The 18,392-nt window shown below is 70.1% G+C and carries 15 protein-coding genes and 5 pseudogenes; 5 read left to right on the plus strand and 15 right to left on the minus strand.

The features are described 5' to 3' along the window. Positions 1 to 397 precede the first annotated feature (397 nt). The 4 genes and pseudogenes from BN1555_RS34225 to BN1555_RS34240 form a co-directional block, all read right to left on the minus strand. Positions 398 to 2,005 carry an alpha/beta hydrolase gene (locus BN1555_RS34225; RefSeq protein WP_093803024.1) on the minus strand — a complete coding sequence of 536 codons (1,608 nt, stop codon included), beginning with the start codon at positions 2,003 to 2,005 and terminating at the stop codon, positions 398 to 400. Positions 2,006 to 2,246: 241 nt separating this feature from the next. Continuing rightward, a pseudogene (locus tag BN1555_RS34230) lies at positions 2,247 to 2,714 on the minus strand (transposase); the annotation flags it as partial. 83 nt (positions 2,715 to 2,797) lie between these two features. Beyond that, positions 2,798 to 3,184: pseudogene (locus tag BN1555_RS41785) on the minus strand (DUF6207 family protein). 375 nt (positions 3,185 to 3,559) lie between these two features. Then, positions 3,560 to 4,054 (minus strand): cupin domain-containing protein, encoded by a 495-nt coding sequence (locus tag BN1555_RS34240; protein WP_255306327.1) that lies wholly within the window; start codon positions 4,052 to 4,054, stop codon positions 3,560 to 3,562. 242 nt (positions 4,055 to 4,296) lie between these two features. Between BN1555_RS34240 and BN1555_RS41790 the strand changes: the two genes are divergently transcribed. Further along, positions 4,297 to 4,611, plus strand: coding sequence for a transposase (locus tag BN1555_RS41790; RefSeq protein ID WP_093803027.1), 315 nt, complete (start codon positions 4,297 to 4,299; stop codon positions 4,609 to 4,611). Positions 4,612 to 4,673: 62 nt separating this feature from the next. Here the strand turns inward: BN1555_RS41790 and BN1555_RS34250 are convergent, their stop codons facing one another. From BN1555_RS34250 to BN1555_RS41795, 9 genes are all read right to left on the minus strand, one after another. Further along, a complete protein-coding gene (locus BN1555_RS34250) occupies positions 4,674 to 5,228 on the minus strand; it encodes a DDE-type integrase/transposase/recombinase (RefSeq protein WP_141662939.1) in 555 nt (184 codons plus the stop codon). A gap of 55 nt (positions 5,229 to 5,283) precedes the next feature. After that, complete coding sequence (locus BN1555_RS41380) at positions 5,284 to 5,430, minus strand: hypothetical protein (RefSeq protein WP_304364561.1); 147 nt, start codon at positions 5,428 to 5,430, stop codon at positions 5,284 to 5,286. A 231-nt stretch (positions 5,431 to 5,661) separates the two neighbouring features. Next, a complete protein-coding gene (locus BN1555_RS34255; protein WP_255306305.1) occupies positions 5,662 to 5,889 on the minus strand; it encodes a hypothetical protein in 228 nt (75 codons plus the stop codon). 159 nt (positions 5,890 to 6,048) lie between these two features. Then, entirely contained in the window at positions 6,049 to 6,708 is a 660-nt protein-coding gene (locus tag BN1555_RS34260) for a DUF5825 family protein (RefSeq protein ID WP_093803032.1), read from the minus strand. 32 nt (positions 6,709 to 6,740) lie between these two features. Next, the gene (locus tag BN1555_RS34265) at positions 6,741 to 8,642 is read right to left on the minus strand and encodes a RiPP maturation radical SAM C-methyltransferase (protein ID WP_093803033.1); all 1,902 of its coding nucleotides are present in this window, start codon (positions 8,640 to 8,642) and stop codon (positions 6,741 to 6,743) included. 308 nt (positions 8,643 to 8,950) lie between these two features. Next, entirely contained in the window at positions 8,951 to 9,913 is a 963-nt protein-coding gene (locus tag BN1555_RS41000; RefSeq protein ID WP_255306328.1) for an alpha/beta hydrolase family protein, read from the minus strand. Beyond that, the gene (locus BN1555_RS41005) at positions 9,832 to 10,779 is read right to left on the minus strand and encodes a TolB-like translocation protein (RefSeq protein WP_255306329.1); all 948 of its coding nucleotides are present in this window, start codon (positions 10,777 to 10,779) and stop codon (positions 9,832 to 9,834) included. Before BN1555_RS41005 ends, BN1555_RS41000 begins: the two co-directional genes overlap by 82 nt. Next, the gene (locus BN1555_RS34275) at positions 10,776 to 12,050 is read right to left on the minus strand and encodes an MFS transporter (RefSeq protein ID WP_369689016.1); all 1,275 of its coding nucleotides are present in this window, start codon (positions 12,048 to 12,050) and stop codon (positions 10,776 to 10,778) included. Before BN1555_RS34275 ends, BN1555_RS41005 begins: the two co-directional genes overlap by 4 nt. 1,004 nt (positions 12,051 to 13,054) lie before the next feature. After that, complete coding sequence (locus BN1555_RS41795) at positions 13,055 to 13,342, minus strand: integrase core domain-containing protein (RefSeq protein ID WP_369689040.1); 288 nt, start codon at positions 13,340 to 13,342, stop codon at positions 13,055 to 13,057. On the opposite strand from BN1555_RS41795, the pseudogene BN1555_RS38270 reads away from it, so the two are divergent. Continuing rightward, positions 13,335 to 13,460 (plus strand): annotated as a pseudogene (locus tag BN1555_RS38270) (transposase); the annotation flags it as partial. The gene BN1555_RS41795 and the pseudogene BN1555_RS38270 sit on opposite strands and share 8 nt — an antisense overlap. A gap of 222 nt (positions 13,461 to 13,682) precedes the next feature. Here BN1555_RS38270 and BN1555_RS34290 read toward each other — a convergent pair. Next, on the minus strand, positions 13,683 to 14,522 hold the full coding sequence (locus BN1555_RS34290; RefSeq protein ID WP_176710239.1) for a YncE family protein: 840 nt from the start codon (positions 14,520 to 14,522) through the stop codon (positions 13,683 to 13,685). Between the two features lie 327 nt (positions 14,523 to 14,849). On the opposite strand from BN1555_RS34290, the pseudogene BN1555_RS34295 reads away from it, so the two are divergent. Both BN1555_RS34295 and BN1555_RS34300 read left to right on the plus strand, forming a co-directional pair. After that, positions 14,850 to 15,344 (plus strand): annotated as a pseudogene (locus BN1555_RS34295) (hypothetical protein); the annotation flags it as partial. Between the two features lie 88 nt (positions 15,345 to 15,432). Further along, positions 15,433 to 16,025, plus strand: a pseudogene (locus BN1555_RS34300) (YdcF family protein). On the opposite strand, the gene BN1555_RS34305 reads toward BN1555_RS34300, so the two are convergent. Next, positions 16,015 to 16,299 (minus strand): hypothetical protein, encoded by a 285-nt coding sequence (locus tag BN1555_RS34305; protein ID WP_093803039.1) that lies wholly within the window; start codon positions 16,297 to 16,299, stop codon positions 16,015 to 16,017. The pseudogene BN1555_RS34300 and the gene BN1555_RS34305 overlap by 11 nt on opposite strands. 226 nt (positions 16,300 to 16,525) lie before the next feature. Here BN1555_RS34305 and BN1555_RS34310 point away from each other — a divergent pair, with 226 nt between their 5' ends. Beyond that, positions 16,526 to 18,208 (plus strand): ABC-F family ATP-binding cassette domain-containing protein, encoded by a 1,683-nt coding sequence (locus BN1555_RS34310; protein ID WP_093803040.1) that lies wholly within the window; start codon positions 16,526 to 16,528, stop codon positions 18,206 to 18,208. The last annotated feature ends 184 nt before the right edge of the window (positions 18,209 to 18,392 follow it).

Raw genomic sequence — 18,392 nt, forward strand, 5'->3', positions numbered from 1 at the left:
GGAGCGGTTCGTTTTGAGATGGCCGGACAGACGCGAACGGGTGCCGCCGCGTCGAGCGCGGGGCGCATTACTCATGTTTGTCTCCCGAGGGGGATGCGGGTGGTCTGCGGGGCAGATGAGGAGCGATGCATCCCTGGGAGCGAGCCTTGCCGGTTTCCAGGGCGGCCGCCCCGGTGGGGCCACCAGCACACACCCCAGTCTTCTGCTGCTGGAGGCCGATGCCGCAGGTGAGCGCTGCGCGCGAGCAGGACACCGTGTCTGCCTGTCGTCCTGAGAGGTTTCTGGCGTATCGGGCCTTGACCCCGGAACGTGCACAACCGCCCTGACTTCCCTCGGCCCCGTCGAGGCGACTCCAACCGGACAGCGGGCCGGACAGGGAGCACCGTGTTCCGGCGGGCTACTTCTGGGTGATGTCGGTGCAGTAGACGTCCTTGTCCGGCAGGTGGCCGGTGGCCAGGAAGCCGACGGTGGCCTTGTCGGCGCAGGCTGAGCCCGCGCCGTAGACGTAGTGCCCGCCGTTGTCGACGCCGATGAGGACAGAGCCGTCGCCGAGGGACTTGTGCAGCCCGACGCCGCCTTCCCACGGGGTGGCATTGTCCCTGCGGTTCTGCAGAATCAGGGTGTTGCTCGGGCCGTCCCTCACGATCTTGACAGTCGCCTCAGCGGGCTTGTCCCAGTAGGCGCATGCCCAGATGTTGGCGGGCATGCCCGCGGTGAGCGGCCACTTCTCGCGGTCGGCGGTGGTGCGGGCGGCGTAGCCCTCGACGTCGTGCGGCCATTCGGCGTCGCCGCAGGTGAGGGCCATGAACATGGTGGCCTGGTTATCCGCGGGGAAGCCCGGGGACGTCGGTGTGGCGGCGAATACCTCCTTGAGAACCGCGAGGTCGGCGTCCGTGGTGCTGTCGTGGGCCAGGCCGTCGGCGGCTTTCCAGAACTTGGCGAGTGTGGGAAGGGTGTTGTTGTGCAGAAGCAGGGCGTAGGTCATGTTCCGTAGCAGCGCCCCGTCCAGCGACATCGATGCGCCGGGAATCACTGCGGGCGTGCGGTCGAGCCGGTCGGCGAGGGTGAGGTAGGTGTGGGTCACCTGCGCGACGTTCGTGCCCAGCTTGAGGGTGCCGGCCTGCGCCGCGGCGACGCGGGCGGCATCGGGGAACCGGTCGGCCATGCCCTTGCCCCAGGTGCCCGCCACCTGGTTGGCCCATACCTTGGTGGGGTCGACGTTGCCTTCCAGGACCATCCGGTCGGTGTGGGCCTGGAAGAGGGAGCGGTAGACGGCGCCGAGGTAGGTGCCGTAGGACTGGCCCCAGTAGGAGATCTTCTTCTCACCGAGCGCCTGGCGGATGCGGTCCATGTCCCGGGCGGTGTTGGCGGTGTTGTAGTACCGCAGATTCTTGCCCACCGTGTCGGCGCACTGCTTGGCGTCGGCTTTGGCGAGGGCCACGTTCTTGGTGATCGAGCCGTCCGCAGCAGGATAGGGGAAGCGCCCGGACACGCTGGGGTCTTGCAGACCGCAACTCTGTGGGGTGCTGTGTTCGACGCCGCGCGGGTCGAACCCGATCAGGTCGTAGCGGTCCAGCACGGACTTCGGCAGTGTGGACGCCATGGTTTCGGGCATGCCGAGACCGCCCAGGGCCGGCCCGCCGGGGTTCAGCAGCAGAACGCCATGTCGTTTCCCGGGCTTTGCGGTGGACAGCCGGGAAACCGCCAGTTTGATCTTCATGCGGTCCGGGTTCTGGTAGTCGAGTGGCACCTTCAACGTTCCACAGGCCAGTTGGGGGTCACGGGTCCGTCCCTCGGCCGGGGCCGGGCACGTGCCCCAGTTGATTTTGGCGTCGCCCGCGGTCTCGCCGATGCTCTTGCTGGAGACCTTGGCGGTTTGTGAGTCCTTGGCCTCGGCACCACACGCGACCAGTGTGGTGCCTCCCAGAGTGGAAACCAGCAGAGCTGCGGCGATTCGGCGGCCTCCGGGGAAACCGTGCTGCGCGGAACTGCGTTTTGTGGTCATGGTGTTGTCCTATGGCTACCGGGGTGGTCGGCCTTGTCCGGCCGTTGTGTTGACGATCCGAGTCAACAAGAGACCACCGGTGGCGCGCGTCCCCCGAGAGAGGACACAAACAGGTAGCTCGCTCGGGGGATCCGGTCCTGGACCGGCGCCTGGGACTCCTCACGAAATGATCTTCGAGAGGAGCTGTCGGTGCCCGACGCGGACCGAACCTGGTGCCAGGCTGTTTGCCTGGATCATGTCCCCAGGTCCTCGTCTTGGTGCGCTGGAAGGTGACACCGCGGCGGGCGAGCAGACCGCGTAACGCCTCGCGGCCGATGCGGATCACGCGGCCATGGACTTTCCGCAGGTAGGCGACGAGCTTGCGCAGTGACCAGCGGGTGAAGGGCTGGCCGAGCTTGGTGGGGCGGGTGGTGGCCGTCTGGATGACGAAGTCTTCGTCGTCAGGGGTGAGCAGGCGAGGACGGCCTCCCGCCCACTGAGGGTCCGGACAGGCCAGGCCGATCTCGTTGAACCGGTGGATCACATCGCGCACGGTGTCCTCGTCGGCCTGCACCAGCTGTGCGATCACCGGCACCCGGTTCCCGCCGGCCGACGCCAGCAGCATCGCCCGCCGATAGCGCACCGAACTGGTGCTACCCCGACGCACGATCTGCTGCAGCTTCTGCCCCTCCTGGTCGGTCAGTCTGCGCACACGGACAGGCTCGGCCACCGCACATCCAGCGGTCGGGTCGGACGTCACCGCACATCCAACCGCCGCGACCGCCAACCCGGCGAACCTGTGCGGTCAGAGCACTAGCGAGTGATGCCGAAGCGGCGTACGTCCGCGTACACCCGGGCCTGGACGCCCGGCTCGCCCGGCGTGTGCCACACCGGCGTGATGCCGGGGGTCACCTACTTCTGTTGGAGGCCCTCCGGCACCGCGCGAACGGTGCCCTCGTCCGCAGCGGCGACCTCCAGGACCACAAGCCCGGGCTCGGCGATGTGCTGCTCATCGATTTCCATGCCCCGACTGACGGCTCCGGTCGGCCGACCGGTTCGCCGATCGCTCGGAAACAACCCGTACGAGGGACTCGAGCCGCTGACTCGCCCGGCGCCGTTCGCACAGGCCATGGTTCGGCCATAGAACAGGAGGGGGCAGCCGCGCATCGCTGACAGGACCGAGCGGGTTGCTACCCCCATTGCCAGGGTGCCGTGCCAACCCCGAGCGGCACCGCTCCCCACCAGCAGGACCCGGTGGTGCTGCGCCCGCTGGCGGAGTCAATGCGCGCCCGGGCCCAGACGTGCTGCCCGGCGGCCAGTGCTGGATTCCGGCACCCTCCCACACCCACCGCGGATCGGGCCGGAGCTCCTGGCGATGGTCCAGCCGGGCGTCGGAAGCCGTCAGGGCCGGCGGGCCATCCGCACCCGGCCCGGCCCGGCTCCGCCCGGTCGCGCCTTGCCCCGGTGCAGTTCGACGTTACCTCCAAGCCTTCGGGCACCGTCGAGTGGGATCAGGTCCTCCACCACGGCATCCCGCCGGAGCCGCCGCTCACCTCTCGTAGGCGACGGCTCCGGTCATTCACCCCTCCGCTCGCCGTCCTCCCGGTCGCCTTCCAGCAGCTCGAAGTCCTCGTAGGCGAAGCCGGGCGCAACCACGCAGGAGACCAACACCGGTTCGTCGCCCAGCGGCTCGGCCCACTGCCAGTGACCGGCCGGGACCTGGATCTGCGGGCGCTCGCCGGTTTCCACCGACGCCCCGAGCACCAGCTGCTCGGGTGTCTCCTCGGGGCGCTCGCCCGGTCCGCCCAGGGAGAGCCGTAGCGACCCGCCCCGGTGCCAGAGCCACAGCTCGTCGGAGCGCACCCGGTGCCAGGCCGATCTCTCGCCGGGGTGCAGCAGGAAGTAGATGCCAGTGGCGTAGGCCCGGCCCCCGGGGTAGCCCTCGGGGGTGGCGACGCCTTCGGTGCGCCAGGTCTCCTGGTACCAGCCGCCCTCCACGTGGGGCCGCAGCCCGAGCAGGTCGACGAGGGGGGAGCGGGCCATGGACGATCGGTTCGGTGCGTTGGTCATGCGTACATTCTGCAGAGGATATTGCACCTCGCGTTGCAGCTCCGCGTGGACGCGGGGGCGTCCGAACAGCCGGCCCGGCCGACAGCTCGAGAGCCCAGGGCTTGAGAAGGTCCCCGGAGTCCGGGGCGATCGGGTCCAGCGACCGAGCGGTGGTGTCACGGGTGGGGGCCCGGTGAGGTGACTCCTGTGGTGTGGACACACCTGACAATGGATCTTGACGGTCCAGGAAGGTGCAGATCCACATGGCGCGGCCTTCGAAGTACAGTCCGGAGTTCCGGTCCGACGCGATCGGTTTGTGGCGGGCGCCGGCGGGCAGGCGGACGCTCAAGGACGTCGCGGCCCATCTGAACGTGAACCCCGAGACGCTCCGCACCTGGGTACGTGACCGGGACGGCCGCCCAGCCGCCGCCGGCGTGCCGGAACGCATGGAAGCCGAGCTGGCCCGGCTGCGGGCGGAGAACACCGGGCTGGCCAGGAGTGATCTTTCACGCGGACCGCGGCTTGCGATACACCTCCGCGGCGTTCGCCCAGGTCTGCGACGGCTTCGAGATCCGTAGGAGCATGGGCCGGGGCGGACCGAGTTACGTCAACGCCCTCGCCAAGAGTTTCTGGCAGGGCCTCAAGAGAGAAACGATGCACCAGTGTCAATCCCCAGTTTTCGTAGAGACGTTGGTTGTGCGGCTCGGTCGTGTTGACCGGTCCGAGTCCGCGCTTCTTGGATGATCCGTTCGGACTCGGCAGGCGGCCGCCCGCCGGCCGCGCCGTGGCGGCGCTTGGTGGTGCAGAAGTCCGCGATCCAGGTAACGGTCCTCAGTCGCGCCTCGGCGCGGGCGGCGAAACATTGCCGGTGGACGTACTCGACCTTGGGGACCGAATGGAACGACTCCCCGGCGGCGTTGTCCAGGACGGACCCGACACCTCCCATCGACTGCACCACGCCCCACCTGCCGCAAAGCTGCCTGAACCCCTCGGAGTTGCCTTCCGAGCCGCGGTCGGTGTGGAAAATGACGCCGTCCACCTCGCCGCCCCGGGTGGCGATCGCCATCTGCAGCGCGGCGGTGACCAGCGTCGTGTCGTGCCGGCCGCCCCTCGCGCAGCCCAAGGCCCGCCGGGAGAAGGCGTCGTGGACGCCGGCGAGGTAGAGCTTGCCCTGGCCGGTGTCGATCTCGGTCATGCCGCCCCACCCCACGATGTTCGGCGCGATCGCACCAAACCTGCGCAGGACCAGGTCACGTGCCGCCTTCCGCTCCCCCGGGGCGGGTCGGCGAACGTCGTCGGCGCGGCGGCCTGCGGCCCCGCAGGCCGAGCCCGGCCATGATCTCGGCGACCGTGTTCCGCGACACCTGCCGGCCCTCCTCCCACAGGTCCGGCGTGATCCTCGGTGAGCCCTACGTTGTGCCCGAGCGGTCGAAGAAGTAGGCGATCCGCCCGGCCGGCAGTGCCCCCCGACCTCGCGTCTCGTCGGCCCGGACGGTCTGCGTCGCCACTTGCAGAACCACGCCTCCACCACCCCAGGAGCCCGGCAGGAGGTGCGATGCGAAAACTTGAACCCGCTCCTCCGGCCGCTGATCACCCCGACGGGCGCCGCCGGGCCCGCAACAGCTACTTCACCCACAGGACCATGCGACGTTTGAGGACATCACGCTCCATGACCAGTCCTTGTTGTCCCGCTCGAGCCGGGCGCTCTCCCGCCGCGGCCGCGCGAGTTCGTCCTCCTCACCCGCCGGACCGGCCCTGCCGGCCGCCCGCGCCCTCGACACCCAGGTCGCCAGCGTCGTCCCGTTGATCCCAAGGCCCTTCGCGACCCGCGGGATCGGCTTGCCAATCTCGGCCACGATCCGCACAGCCCCCTCACAAAACTCCGCGTCAGACTCTCGCCTCTTGCCCGCCACGACCCTCGACTTCCCGCACAGCCACGGTCTGCACGCTACAAGGGGAAGGTCATCAGGTCTGTCCTCACTGCACGCTGCTGACGCACAACCACGGCCGTGCGCTCAGATCACCAGCGGTGCCTCCGACCAGCGGCGGACCCGGTACGGTGCCCACCACAGATGGTCGCCGAAGCGCAGGACGAGGTGCTCGGAGACGAGGTCGTCCAGGACGGGCCCCGGGATCGCGTCGGCGGGCGCGCCGTCGGCGAGGGCCGCCACGGCCTCGTGGTACTCCGGTTCGTCGATGGTGAAGCGGCGCAGCTCGCCGTAGCGCCGGTCGCGGACCTGGATGAAGCCGGGGCCGTACCGGAAGATGCATTTGCAGATGTAGTACGTGGTGCGCCAGGCGAGCGCCGTCGCGACCGGGTCCGCGGTGCCGAGGACGGCGGTCGGCGGGTGGAGGTGGCAGAAGTGGCGCCAGGCGTCGGGGTCCGGGCCGGTGCGAAGCTGCCAGTCGACCGAGACGGCCAGGCTGGTCAGGTCGCCCACGAAGCTCAGCGCTCTGACCGTCCAGGCCGCGTCGGCGGCATCCGTCAGGTCCACGGGGCGGGGCAGGGTGACGTGCCGGGCCCCGGCGGCGAACAGCCGCCGGGCGGCCTCGCCGCCGGACATGTCGATCTCGTAGCGGCCCAGGGACATGGCGGGCAGGGAGCCCACCTCGGGGTCGTAGTCCCGTGAGGCGGTCACGGTGAAGGGGGCGGTGGCGGTGGGAGCAGGAGTCATCGTCGTCCCTCGGTCGGGCGGTGGCGCGTTCGTCAGGCGGTCGTCGGGGCGAGTTCGGCCTCGCGGGCGGCGGTGTGCCGCATGTGGTCGATCCGCAGAAACTCCTCGTTCAGGGCGGGCGGCGCGATCTGCACGAACTGCCCGCTGTCCTCGAACACGACGCCCAGCTCCCGCCACCGCTTCAGGACCCGGAGCAGGTCGGCCTCGCCGACGGGGTGGTCCGCGTCCAGCTTGCGCGCGGCCGCTTTCACCGTGTGCGGCTGGTCGAGCAGCCGGAACAAGGCCAGTTCGCGCGGGTCGGTCAGTTCCAGGCGGGTCCAGTCGAAGGCCCGGCGCCTGCTGACCAGGACGATCCGATCCTCCAGGTCGCAGTGGGTGAGGCGGCTGCCGGCGTAGTTCCGCTTCCAGCGCGCGATGCCCGCGTCGAGCCGTTCGACGACGTCCTCGCCGATCCCCCGGGGCGGTACGTCGAAGACGTACGCCAGGTCGAACATCTCCTCGTCGGGGAGGTCGTAGGTGAGCCGGTACGGTTCGGCGGGGCGCAGCTCGGAGAAGCCGAGCCCGGGGTTGTCGAAGTACGGGCTGAACCGCTCGATCGCGATCCGGGAGGACGGGCCGACGGGCGGGTTCAGGTGTTCCAGCGCGGCCAGTTGGTCCACCACGTCGTCGTAGTCCTCGGCGTCCTCGCCCGGGAAGCCGTGCAGGTAGTTCCAGGCGACCGAGAGGCCCACGGTGGCGGCGTCACGGAGCATCCGCACGTTCTGGCCGCCGGTCACGCCCTTGTCCATCAGGGTCAGCACCCGGCTGTTGAGACTCTCGATGCCGGGCTGGACGAAGATCAGGCCCGCGTCCGCCAGGGTCTGGAGCTGTCCGCGCCGCATGTTGGACTTGATCTCGATGTGCATGCGCAGGTCGTAGCCGCTGTCGATGATGCGGGGCAGCACCGACTTCACGTACCCCATGTCCAGGATGTTGTCCACGACGTACATGTCCAGGACCCGGTGCCTGCGCGCCAGATCCATGATCTCGTCGTAGAACACGTCGGGGCTCTTGCTGCGGAACTCCATGAACGAGCCGTTCAGCCCGCAGAAGGTGCAGTGGTGCTTCTCGCCCCACCAGCAGCCGCGCGCCCCCTCGACGACCAGCTTGGGCTCGACCCAGTTCCGGGCGTGGGACGAGGCGAGCCGCTCGAAGTACCCCGAGTAGTCCGGCGGCAGGATCGCGGCGGGCGGCAGCGGCTTGGTGCTCATGGCGTTCACCACGGAGGTGCCGTCCGTGTCGCGCCAGCACAGCCCGGGGACCTCGGACAGGGGCTCGCCCGCCTCCAGGGCCCTGATCAGCGCGGGGAACGACACCTCGCCCTCGCCGCGCAGCACGTGGTCCACGAAGGGGAAGTTGCGGTGGACGGCCTCGCCCTGCTTGCCGTCGCAGTTGGCGCCGCCCATGGCCGTCACGATGTGCGGGGCGAGCCGCTTGACGTATTTGGCGGCGGCCAGGGCGGCGGTGTTCTGCTGGAACGTCGAGGTGAACCCGACCACGTCCGGGGCGAGTTCCACGATGCGTTCCGCTATGTGCCGGACGAAGTCGGGTGCGGTGACGTGCAGGGCCTGTGTCATCTCCATCCGGGCCCCGGGCACCCGGTTGGCCATCGCCGCGGTGAACTCGGCGACGCGCCATTCGGGATCGTCGTAGAGAGCGGAGGAGAAGACCCAGTCGCCGCAGCCCAGGAAATACGATCCGAGTGCGTAGTAGGAGTAGTCCTCCAAAGTGAATTCCGTGTTCCTGGTGATCCAGTCCACATATTCGATGTTCGCGTGCAGAACGTCCGCTGTGCTGTTCGGTACGCGCTCGTCGACGCTGCGCTTGAGAATTCCGAGAGCCAGCGACGGGAGATCGATCGGGGCCCAGGGCATGTTCACCAGGAGTACGCGCACGGCTCGCCTCTTCTCATGTGATCAGTGCACGGCATGACGGGTCGGCCGGGCGTCGGCCGGGAAGTCGTCAGGCGCCGGGCGGGGCGCCTGACGACCTCCGTGACGGGGCACCGGCCGGGGAGTCCGGCCGGTGTCCTCCGGACGGGCTCGGCCGCGCACGGTGGCGGGACCGGCCCCTCGGAGCTACTGGTCCTCGTCCTCCATCTCCTCCGCGGAGCGGAAGTAGACGACGACGCCGACGCCCGGCTTGCGGCTCTCCTCGTCGCCGTCGAGCGGGTCGCCGTGGATGATGTCCTTCTGCATGGTGTTCACCTCCTCTCCGGGGGTGGTGGCGGCTCGGCCTGATCGGGCCCGGAAGGCAGCCCGCCGCCGAGAAACGCGAGGGACCGTCGTATGACGGCCAGGTGGTCGGCTCCGTCGTAGCCGTCGTGGCCCGAGTCCAGCCACATCACCTCGTGCGGGACACCGCCCGCACGCAGCACGGCCAGGTACGCCTCGATCTGCTCCGGCGGGCACTTGGCGTCCCGGCGCGCGGCGACGACCAGCAGCGGGGAGCGGATGGCGGCGGCGTACGAGGACGGGGAGGCGTGGGCGTAGGCGCCCGGCACCTCGTCGGGAGTGCCGCCGAACAGCGAGGTGTCCAGCGCCTGGAGGGCGGGCGTGGAGTACCGGAAGGCGGTGGCGCAGTCGGCGAGCGGTTTGACGGCCACCCCGACATCCCACAGGCCGGGGCGGGTCCCCATCGCCAGCAGGGTCAGATAGCCGCCCCACGACGTGCCGCACAGGCCCACGGCGCCCGGGCGGCCGATGCCCCGTTCCAGCAGGTCGGCCCGGACCCGCACCAGGTCGGCGACCTGGGTGTGGCCGACGCCCTCGGAGTACGCGGAGCGCCAGCGCGGCCCGTAGCCGGTCGAGCCCCGGTAGTTGACGCGGGCCACGGCGAGGCCCGAGCCGACCAGGGTCTGCACCATGGGGTCGTAGGCGTCGCGGTCGTGGTCGGCCGGGCCGCCGTGGACGAGGAAGACCAGCGGGTAGGGTCCGGGGCGGTCCGCGGGTGTGGTGACGAAGGTGTGCACGGGGCCGTCGGGTCCCGGCGTCCACAGGTCCCGGCGGTGGCCGAAGCGGGGGACGCGCCACTGGCTCTGCCCGGGCAGCGGCGCACCCGACAGGGACATCGCGCGGGGCACGGTCACCGCGTCGGTCCAGATGTAGTGCACGTCGCCGCCGGCGGTGGGTGACGCGGCCAGGATGCTTCCCTCGGGGGTGGGCACGGGGTCAGCTGGCCGCGCTCCAGGTCCGCGGCGAACAACCTGCTGCGGCCGTGCCGGTCCTGTCGCAGCAGGACCCGCGCGCTGCCCGGGCCGGGGTACCAGCGGGCGGTCGTCTCGGTGTCGAAGGAGCACCAGGGCAGCAGTTCCAGTCCGGCGCCGGGGCTCCAGACTCCGAGGTGGTAGCGGCCGGCCCGCTCGCGCATGACCAGCAGCAGCGTATGGCCGGACGTGCCTCGGGGGCCCGGGGGCGGGGTGGGCGCGGGCGCGAAGCCGAGCGCCCAGGTGCGTTCCCGGGTGCCGGAGAGCACCGCGGCGGTGCTCCCGTCCGGGGTCAGCAGCGTCACGGCGCGGGCCGAGTGCGCGGGGCCGGTCACCGCCAGCAGGCCGCCGTCCGGCGCCAGATCGCACAGGGTAGCGGAGTCCGTCGTGCGCAGGACGGGCGTGCCCCGGCCGCCGCGCCGCCCCAGGTGCACGCTGAATCCCTCGCTCCCGCGGATGCCGACGGCCACCGTGCCCCGTTCCGTCAGCGCCAGCCCGGCGGGCCGCCCGCAGGGCACGTCGAGCAGCGCCGGGCGGTCCGGGCCGCCGTCGAAGTCCTGGGTGCGCCAGCCGCCGCTGCCGCCGCGGTCCTCGTCGAACCACCACACGGCCTCGTCGCCGTCGATGGCGCACAGCAGCGTGCCGTGGGGACGGTCGGTCAACTGCCGTCCGCCGCCGCTGGACCGGTCCCAGGTGAAGATCTCGCACCGGCCGTCGGCGTCCCCCGTGTACACCATCCGGTCCGGGTTGCGGGGACTGGTCACCGGCAGCACCGGGCGGTAGACGCCGTAGCCGCGCGTGACCGTCCGCGGGGAGAACGCCGTCACGGCACCTCCCGGACGACGAGAGCGGACCTGGCCGTCGCGTACAGGGCCAGCGCGGCGAAGGCCCCGGCGCAGCCCCACGCGACCGTGCGGCCGCCGTACGCGGCCACCAGGACCCCGGCCAGCACCGGGGCGAGTGCGGCGACGCCCTGGCCGGCGGTGCCCAGCACCGTGCCCATCCGGGCCAGCAGACCGTCGGGGGTCACCAGCACCGCCCGGGTCTGGAGCACGACCGCCACCGACGGCACGATCAGCGACACCCCGCTCAGCAGCAGCCCGTAGGCCCAGGTCTGGGAGGCGTACGCGAGCCCGGCTGCCGTCGGCACCATGACCCACGAGGCGCCCGTGACGATCCGGGGAGCCGTCACCCGCTGCACCAGCCAGGGCGCGGCGAGCGCGCCCAGCAGCCCGCCGACGCCCGCGAGGGTGAGGATGAGACCGATCGAGGAGGGGCTGGCGCCCTCGGCGTGCGAGGCGAAGACGGCGTGGAAGTACAGCGCTCCCAGCAGGGCGTTGACCCCGGCCGTCCACACGACCACGAAGCGCAGGAAGGGGTGCGCCCACACGAAGCGCAGGCCGTCGGCCAGCTCACGGGCGAAGGACGGGGCGGTCGTCTCCCGTACGGGCGTCAGGTCCGCGCGGATCGCCCTGCTCAACACGGCCACCAGCAGGAACGACACGGCGTCCGCGAGCAGCGGCACCCACCGCGCCGCCTGGTAGAGGACCCCGCCCAGCGTCGGGCCGACGATCTGGACCGCCTGGTCCCGTGCCTGGAGGTACCCGATCGCCCGGGGGTACTCCTCGGGGGGCACGAGCCGCCGGATCGTACCGGAGGCGGCCGCCCCGTAGGTGGCGCTGGCCGCCTGCTCGACGACGGCCGCGACGAGTACGTGGAGGAGGACGACATGGCCGAGTGCCACGGTCACGAACACCGAGCCCATGGCGCCCGCGGCGACCAGGGCCGCCGTGTACATCATCGGCTTGCGCGGCAGCCGGTCGGCGAACACGCCCGCGACCGGCGAGACGACGAGCCCGCTGACCAGTGCCACCGAGGCGACGAGGCCGGCGAGCCCGGACGAGTACCCGGCGCCCAGGAGGATCAGCGGAAGGAAGAGGGTGGACGCACAGGTCCCGAGACCGTCGACGGCGCCCGCCACCCAGAAGAGGGAGTAATCCCGTCTTCGGAAAGGAGAAGAAGGCGAGCCTTTTGATAATCGCTCGCCTTCCGCTAATTCAGGGCCGGAAGGCATTGAATTCCGTTTGGAATCGCCCATCAGTCATCCCGCTCGGGGAGTGATTCTGACGCTGACGCACCCACATCGCCCCCTGTAATGAGCGGACTTGCGGCCGGTGAGGGTGCGATCGTAGCGAAGGGATTCACGGCGCACAATACCGTCCCTGAAATGGCATTTTCGATCAAGAAATGGCTCGCCCCGGCGCGGCGGACGGTCCGCGTTGGTGCCACGCCACCTCGCACGGCCGTCGATTCCGGAACGGCGGGAGACGCGCGACGCGCGCTGCGGCCCTCGGTGTCGGGCGGCGGACGCGGCCCGTCGTCGCGCCCGCCGCCCGGAGGGTGATCCTGCCTGGCCGGACGCTCCGCCGCCGCCGCGGCACCGGGGCCGCCGCCGGGCGCGGGGGCCCCGGCGGATTCGGATCCGCCCGCCCCGTGGAGTACCGCGGCCTCCTTCCGGTTGCCCGCCGGGTCCTGACCGCGCACGGCGGGCCCTCATCTCCGGCCGCGGTGCGGCAGCGCGGAGCACGGGCGGTCGAAGGGCGGGCTGACCGTCGAACGGCAGCAGTGCCGCGAGGAGTTACGGGTGAAGGCGGCAGAGGAGGTCGCCCGGGACGCGGGACGAGGCGGGCTCGTTGATCGCCCAGGCCGCTCGGTGTCGTCCGGTTCACCGATCTCGGTCAGGACGAGCTGGGTGAGCGTCGAAGCCGACCGATGCCGCTCCGGTCGGCGGACGCAGGGGAGCAGTCCAGCCCTCTGTCCCCCGAGCAGGACCGCCCTCCCGCCCACTGGTCGGACCGGAGGATCGCGGGGCGCCCGGCACTGCCGCCGGACGCCCCGTAGTGGGACTCCGTTAGTTCTTTCTCGATCTTGATGTCGTGTGCGGTCTGCTGGGCAGGGGCTGATGGCAGGTGGTGCAGGTGCCGGTCCAGCAGTTCAGCAGGTCCTGGAGGGTATCGAGGACCTGGTAGAGGGTGAGTCCGCTGTATCGGCTTTTGGGGTCAGTCGCTGTTGAGGCGTCCCCCGGAGTGTGGACACAGGGGTTCATGCTGCGAGTGTGAGTCTACGTTCTCTCTGGAGCTGCCGTTCGAACTCGGTGGGTGAGAGGTAGTTGAGGGCACTGTGGCGTCTTCGGGTGTTGTAGTAGGTAAGCCACTGGAAGGTCTCCAGCCTGGCCTGACGTATCGTCGAGAACAACCTCTGGTGCATCGTCTGCCGCTTGAGTCCCTGCCAGAAACTTTCGGCGAGGGCATGGGGACCTGTCCCCGAGTGGTGGACACCTCTGAGCCCGGCCCCGGGAGGGGGCGGGTTGGAGGCATCTTCTATGGTGATGAAGGTCTACTCGCCCGAGTTCAAGGCGGACGCTGTCGCGCTGTACCTGTCGGACCCGAGCCACACCTTCGAGGGCATCGGCAAGGATCTGGGGATCAGCCGCGAGACGCTGCGCAACTCGACATCCCCCGCCGGATCGCTCAACTCGACCTTCCGGGGCCCCGTCCGCGACCGGACGGGGCCCTTCGTGCGACGTCGGCGTGATCAGCGGGGGGTGATGGCGATGCCTTCGGGCGGTTGCCGGTGGGCAGGGTGAGCACTGCCGTGCCGGGTTCGATCGAGACGACGGAGACGGTGTCGGAGCCCTCGTTGGTCACCCAGACGGCGGCGCCGCCGGGGGTCACGGCGACGCCCTGGGGATTGAGACCGACCGGGGTCGTACCCACCACGGTGCTCTGAGGATGTTGATGGTGATCAGGCTGTTGTTGGCGGAATCCGCCACGTACAACCGAGCACCGTCAGGACTGACCGCGTTGCCGACCGGGGCGGGTTTGGTGGGTGCCGGACCCAGCGGGATGGTGGCGATCACCGCGCTGGTGGCAGTGCTGATCACCGAGATGGTGCCTGAGCCCATGTTGGAGACGAACACGGTGTCCCCGCGGGGCGTTGCGGAGATACCGCTGGGCGCCACCCCGACCGGGACGGTCGCGACGACGGTGTTGTCGGCACCGATGACGGAGACGGTGTTGTCCCCGCTGTTGGTGACGAAGGCACGTCCGTCGGGGACGGTCGCGATGCTGTGCGGGAGGCGGCCGACCAGAACGGTGGCGATCAGCCGACGGCCGGGCAGACCGATCACGCTCACCGTGTCCGAGCCGTAGTCGGCTGTCAGCACCCTCGCGCCGTCAGGAGTGGGCTCCGCGTCGAACGGCATGTTGCCGACTGCCACCGTCGCCTCGACCTGACGGGTCTGCGGCTGGACGAACGAAACCGTGTCGGAACCGCTGTTGGCGACGTAGACGGTGTTCCCGTCCGGCGCGGCTCCCACGCCGGTGGGGTGGACGCCGACCATGGTCGCTCCGAGCGGGCCGGGCGGGCGGACGGTGTAGGCCGAGACGGTGTTGGAACCGCCGTTGCCCACGAAGGCCAGCACCCGCACCGGGTACCGCGAGCGTTCGACGGCCGTTCCCTCCTCAGACGCTGCGGCGGCCGGACCGGCGGCGAGTGCCACGACAGCCATCGCCCAGGCCGCCTTCCATCTGGCGCGCCGTGCCCGGCGCGCGGGTACGGCGCGCGGTGCTCTGCGGCAGGCGGTGAATATTCGGGGCATGGGATTTTGACCCTTCCAAGGGCGGATTCTCCAAACGGTTACATCGCACCACCCTTCGTCACGAAGTGATCACTTTACGCACCCGAAGGGGTGACCCGCATATGCATGGCGTGTCTGCGGAGCGGATATGCGGGGCCTGTCTGCCACCGCTGAATCAGCGAAGCCCAGGAAGCCAAGGCGCCTCGCACGCACTCTTAGAGGCGGCGGGCAGCGCCATGGGCCCGGGCCGCCGAGACGTCCGGGAAACTGGAGATGGCCGCCCGCACGTACGAGCACCTCGCGGTCGACGACCGGCTCTCCCGCCGCGACCGGGCCAGGTCCCGGCTGTGGGTGGGGACCGCGTTGAGCAAGGACGGCCAGCACGACTATGCGACCCGCGTGATGCTGGCCGCGACTCGCGACTTCGAGGACCGCGCCGAGCCGGAAGACTGGTCGGTGGCCCACCAGAAGATCGCCCTGGCCCACCGCGGCGCCGGCGACCTCTCCTCCGCCCTGCACTTCATCACCGTCGCCCGCGGCACCGCCACCGCCGACGCCCCCATGCAGAAGGTCCGCCTGGACACCGCCCACGGCCACATCCTGCTGAGCGACCCCGCGACCCGCGATGATGGCCTTCACGTCTTCGACAAGGCCGCGACCATGGCCGCCCGATTCGGGCTGTCCCACCAGCTGGCCAGCATCGAGAACATCAAGGCCATGAGCACGGGGCCCTCCGGCCCCTCCAGTCGGTGACCAGGGAGACAAGAAGCGTGGCGACAACCAGCAGACCATCACCGAGGACCAGTGGCGCAAGGCCAAGCTGATCTGAGACCACCGCCTCATGGGGCACCAACTGCGGGCCGTCGACGTGGCCATCGGCCTGGGCAGCCACGACCTCGGCGTCGCCACGGCCACCGCCGATCTGTATCACCGCGACTTGTTCCCGACGCTGGTGTTCACCGGCGGCAACAGCCCCACCACGAAGGCCCGCTTCCCCGCGGCGAGGCCGTCCACTTCCGCGAGCACGCACTCGAACTCGGCGTCTCCGACTCGGCGATCCTCGTCGAGCCGAACGCCGCGAACACCGGCCAGAACATCACCCTCACCCGCGACCTGCTGGCCGCGGCCGGCATCGTCCCGACAACGGTGATGCTGATCTCCAAGCCCTACATGGAGAGGCGATCCTTCGCCACCGCCCGCAAGCTGTGGCCCGACGTCGAGATCGTGTGCGCGCCGGAGCCGCTGGAGCTGGACGACTACTTCAGGAGCATCGGCGACGAGAAGCTCGTGGTGGACATGCTCGTCGGCGATCTCCAGCGGGTGATCGAGTATCCGAAGCAGGGCTTCGCCATCGCCCAGGATGTCCCGGAGAACGTGCATGACGCATACGAGTCCCTCATCCGCGACGGCTTCACCAGCCGCCTCATTTCCTGACCGGCCGACGGGCGAACGGTGTGCAGTGCATCAGCCGCAGTCCGACATGGGCCGCCACATACACGTCGCGGTCCAGCAGGTGACGCAACCGGGCCGCACGTCCGCGCTCCGCCGCGTCGAGAACGGTATCGGCCAGGGCGTGCGCGGCCGGGGCGAACTCCTCGGCCGAGACCTCCCACACCTCGGGTTCTCCGTCCGGCGGGAGGGGCGGCGGGTCCGCCGGGGGCACATCCGTCAGGCGCGAGGGCCGGAGCACCGGCAGGATCGACGTCACGGAGCCACCCTAATGACGTGCCCTCCCGGGCCGTCCTGCCTGCTGCCGACGAATGCCGAATCACACCGCGACGAGTCCCACCGTGCTCACCTTTGAGACATCCGGCGCTTGAGGGCGGGAAAATTCCGAAGGGCCCTTCCTGGATTCTTTGTTACCGTGCCGTTGCTACCGCGCGTCGCCAGGACCGGACGCGGCAACAGGCGGCTGAAAGAGGCGAGAAGCGGACATGGGCCACATAGATGTCAACCGGGTGTCGTTCCACCTGCCCGACGGCCGCCCGCTGCTGGCCGACATAACGTTCCGGGTCGGCGACGGCGACCGCGTTGCCCTGGTGGGACCCAACGGGGCCGGCAAGACCACCCTGACCAGGGTCATCACCCAGGAGATCGCAGCCCATGCGGGAGTGGTCACCCACAGCGGCCGGGTGGGGGTGATGAGCCAGTTCGTCGGCGGCTACCGGGACGGCCGTACCGTACGGGACCTGCTCGTGTCCGTGTCTCCCCCTGGCATCCGGGAGGCCGCCCGCAAGATCGAGGCGAGCGAGCTCTCACTCATGGAGCGCGACTCCTACGAGGAGCAGATGGCCTATGCCCAAGCGCTGGCCGACTGGGCGGAGGTCGGCGGCTACGAGCAGGAGACGCACTGGGACGTCGTCACGATCGCAGCCCTCGGAGTGCCCTGGGAGAAGGCACAGTTCCGCAGCGTCGACACGCTGTCGGGCGGCGAGCAGAAGAGGCTCGTACTGGAAACCCTCCTGCGAGGCCAAGACGACGTCCTCGTACTGGACGAACCCGACAACTACCTTGACGTGCCCGGCAAGGAGTGGCTGGAGGACCAGCTGCTGAAGACCGGCAAATCGATCCTGATCATCAGCCACGACCGTGAACTGCTCAGCCGGGTGCCGACCGGGATGGTCACCCTGGAACCCGGTGCGGCCGGTGCCACCGCGTGGACGTACACCGGCACGTACACCACCTACGACGAGGCGCGCGAGCAGCGCAACGAGCGGCTCGAAGAACTGCGCAGACGCTGGGACGAGGAGCACGCCAAGATCAAGGACCTGATCGTGATGTACCGGATGAAGGCGAAGTACAACTCGGACATGGCGTCGCGGCTGCGGGCCGCGGAATCACGCCTCCAGCGGTTCCTGGCGGTCGGCCCGCCGGAGGCCATTCCGGTACCGCAGACGATGCGGCTGCGGCTGGAGGGCGGCCGCACCGCCAAGCGCGCCGTCGTCGCGAAGGACCTCGAACTCACCGGGTTGATGAAGCCCTTCGGCACCGAAATCTGGTTCGGTGAACGCGTTGGCGTCCTCGGCAGCAATGGTTCCGGCAAGTCCCACTTTCTGCGCCTGCTGGCGTGCGGCGGCACCGACCCGGAGTCCGAGCACCAGCCCGTGAGCACCATCAGGCCGGAACCGGTGGAACACGGAGGCCGGGTCCAGCTTGGTGCCCGGGTACGTCCTGGCTGGTTCGCCCAGACCCACCAGCACGCGAGCCTCAAGGGCCGCACCCTGCTCGACATCCTGCACCGCGGCGACGAGCACCGCGCAGGCCGTGACCGCGAGGAGGCCGGGCGGATCCTGGACCGGTACGGACTCGCCAAGTCCGCGGAGCAGCCGTTTGAGTCCTTGTCGGGAGGCCAGCAGGCCCGCTTCCAGATCCTCCTGCTGGAACTGAGCGGAGCCACTCTGCTCCTCCTCGACGAGCCGACCGACAACCTCGACCTCTATTCCGTCGAGGCCCTCGAACAGGCCCTGTCCACCTTCGAGGGCACCGTGGTCTCCGTCACCCACGACCGTTGGTTCGCCAAGGGCTTCGACCGCTTCCTAGTCTTCGGCGAGGACGGCCGGGTTCGCGAGTCGACGGAGCCGGTGTGGGACGAGGGACGGGTACGCCGTGCCAGGTGAGCGGCGCGGGGCGCGTCGGCTATGAGGCTCGCGACTCCGCCGGCCTTCTTCTGGCGGACCTGGATGCTCTGCTGGCCCGGTACGAGGCAGCGTAGCGAGCACAAGATTCCGCGGCCGTACTGAGCTGCCGGACTGAGGTTCCCCCGAGACGCGGAGCATGTTGGCAGCAGGTCAGATGGTTCTC

It is taken from the genome of Streptomyces sp. Wb2n-11, assembly GCF_001049855.1.
Lineage (GTDB): Bacteria > Actinomycetota > Actinomycetes > Streptomycetales > Streptomycetaceae > Streptomyces > Streptomyces altiplanensis.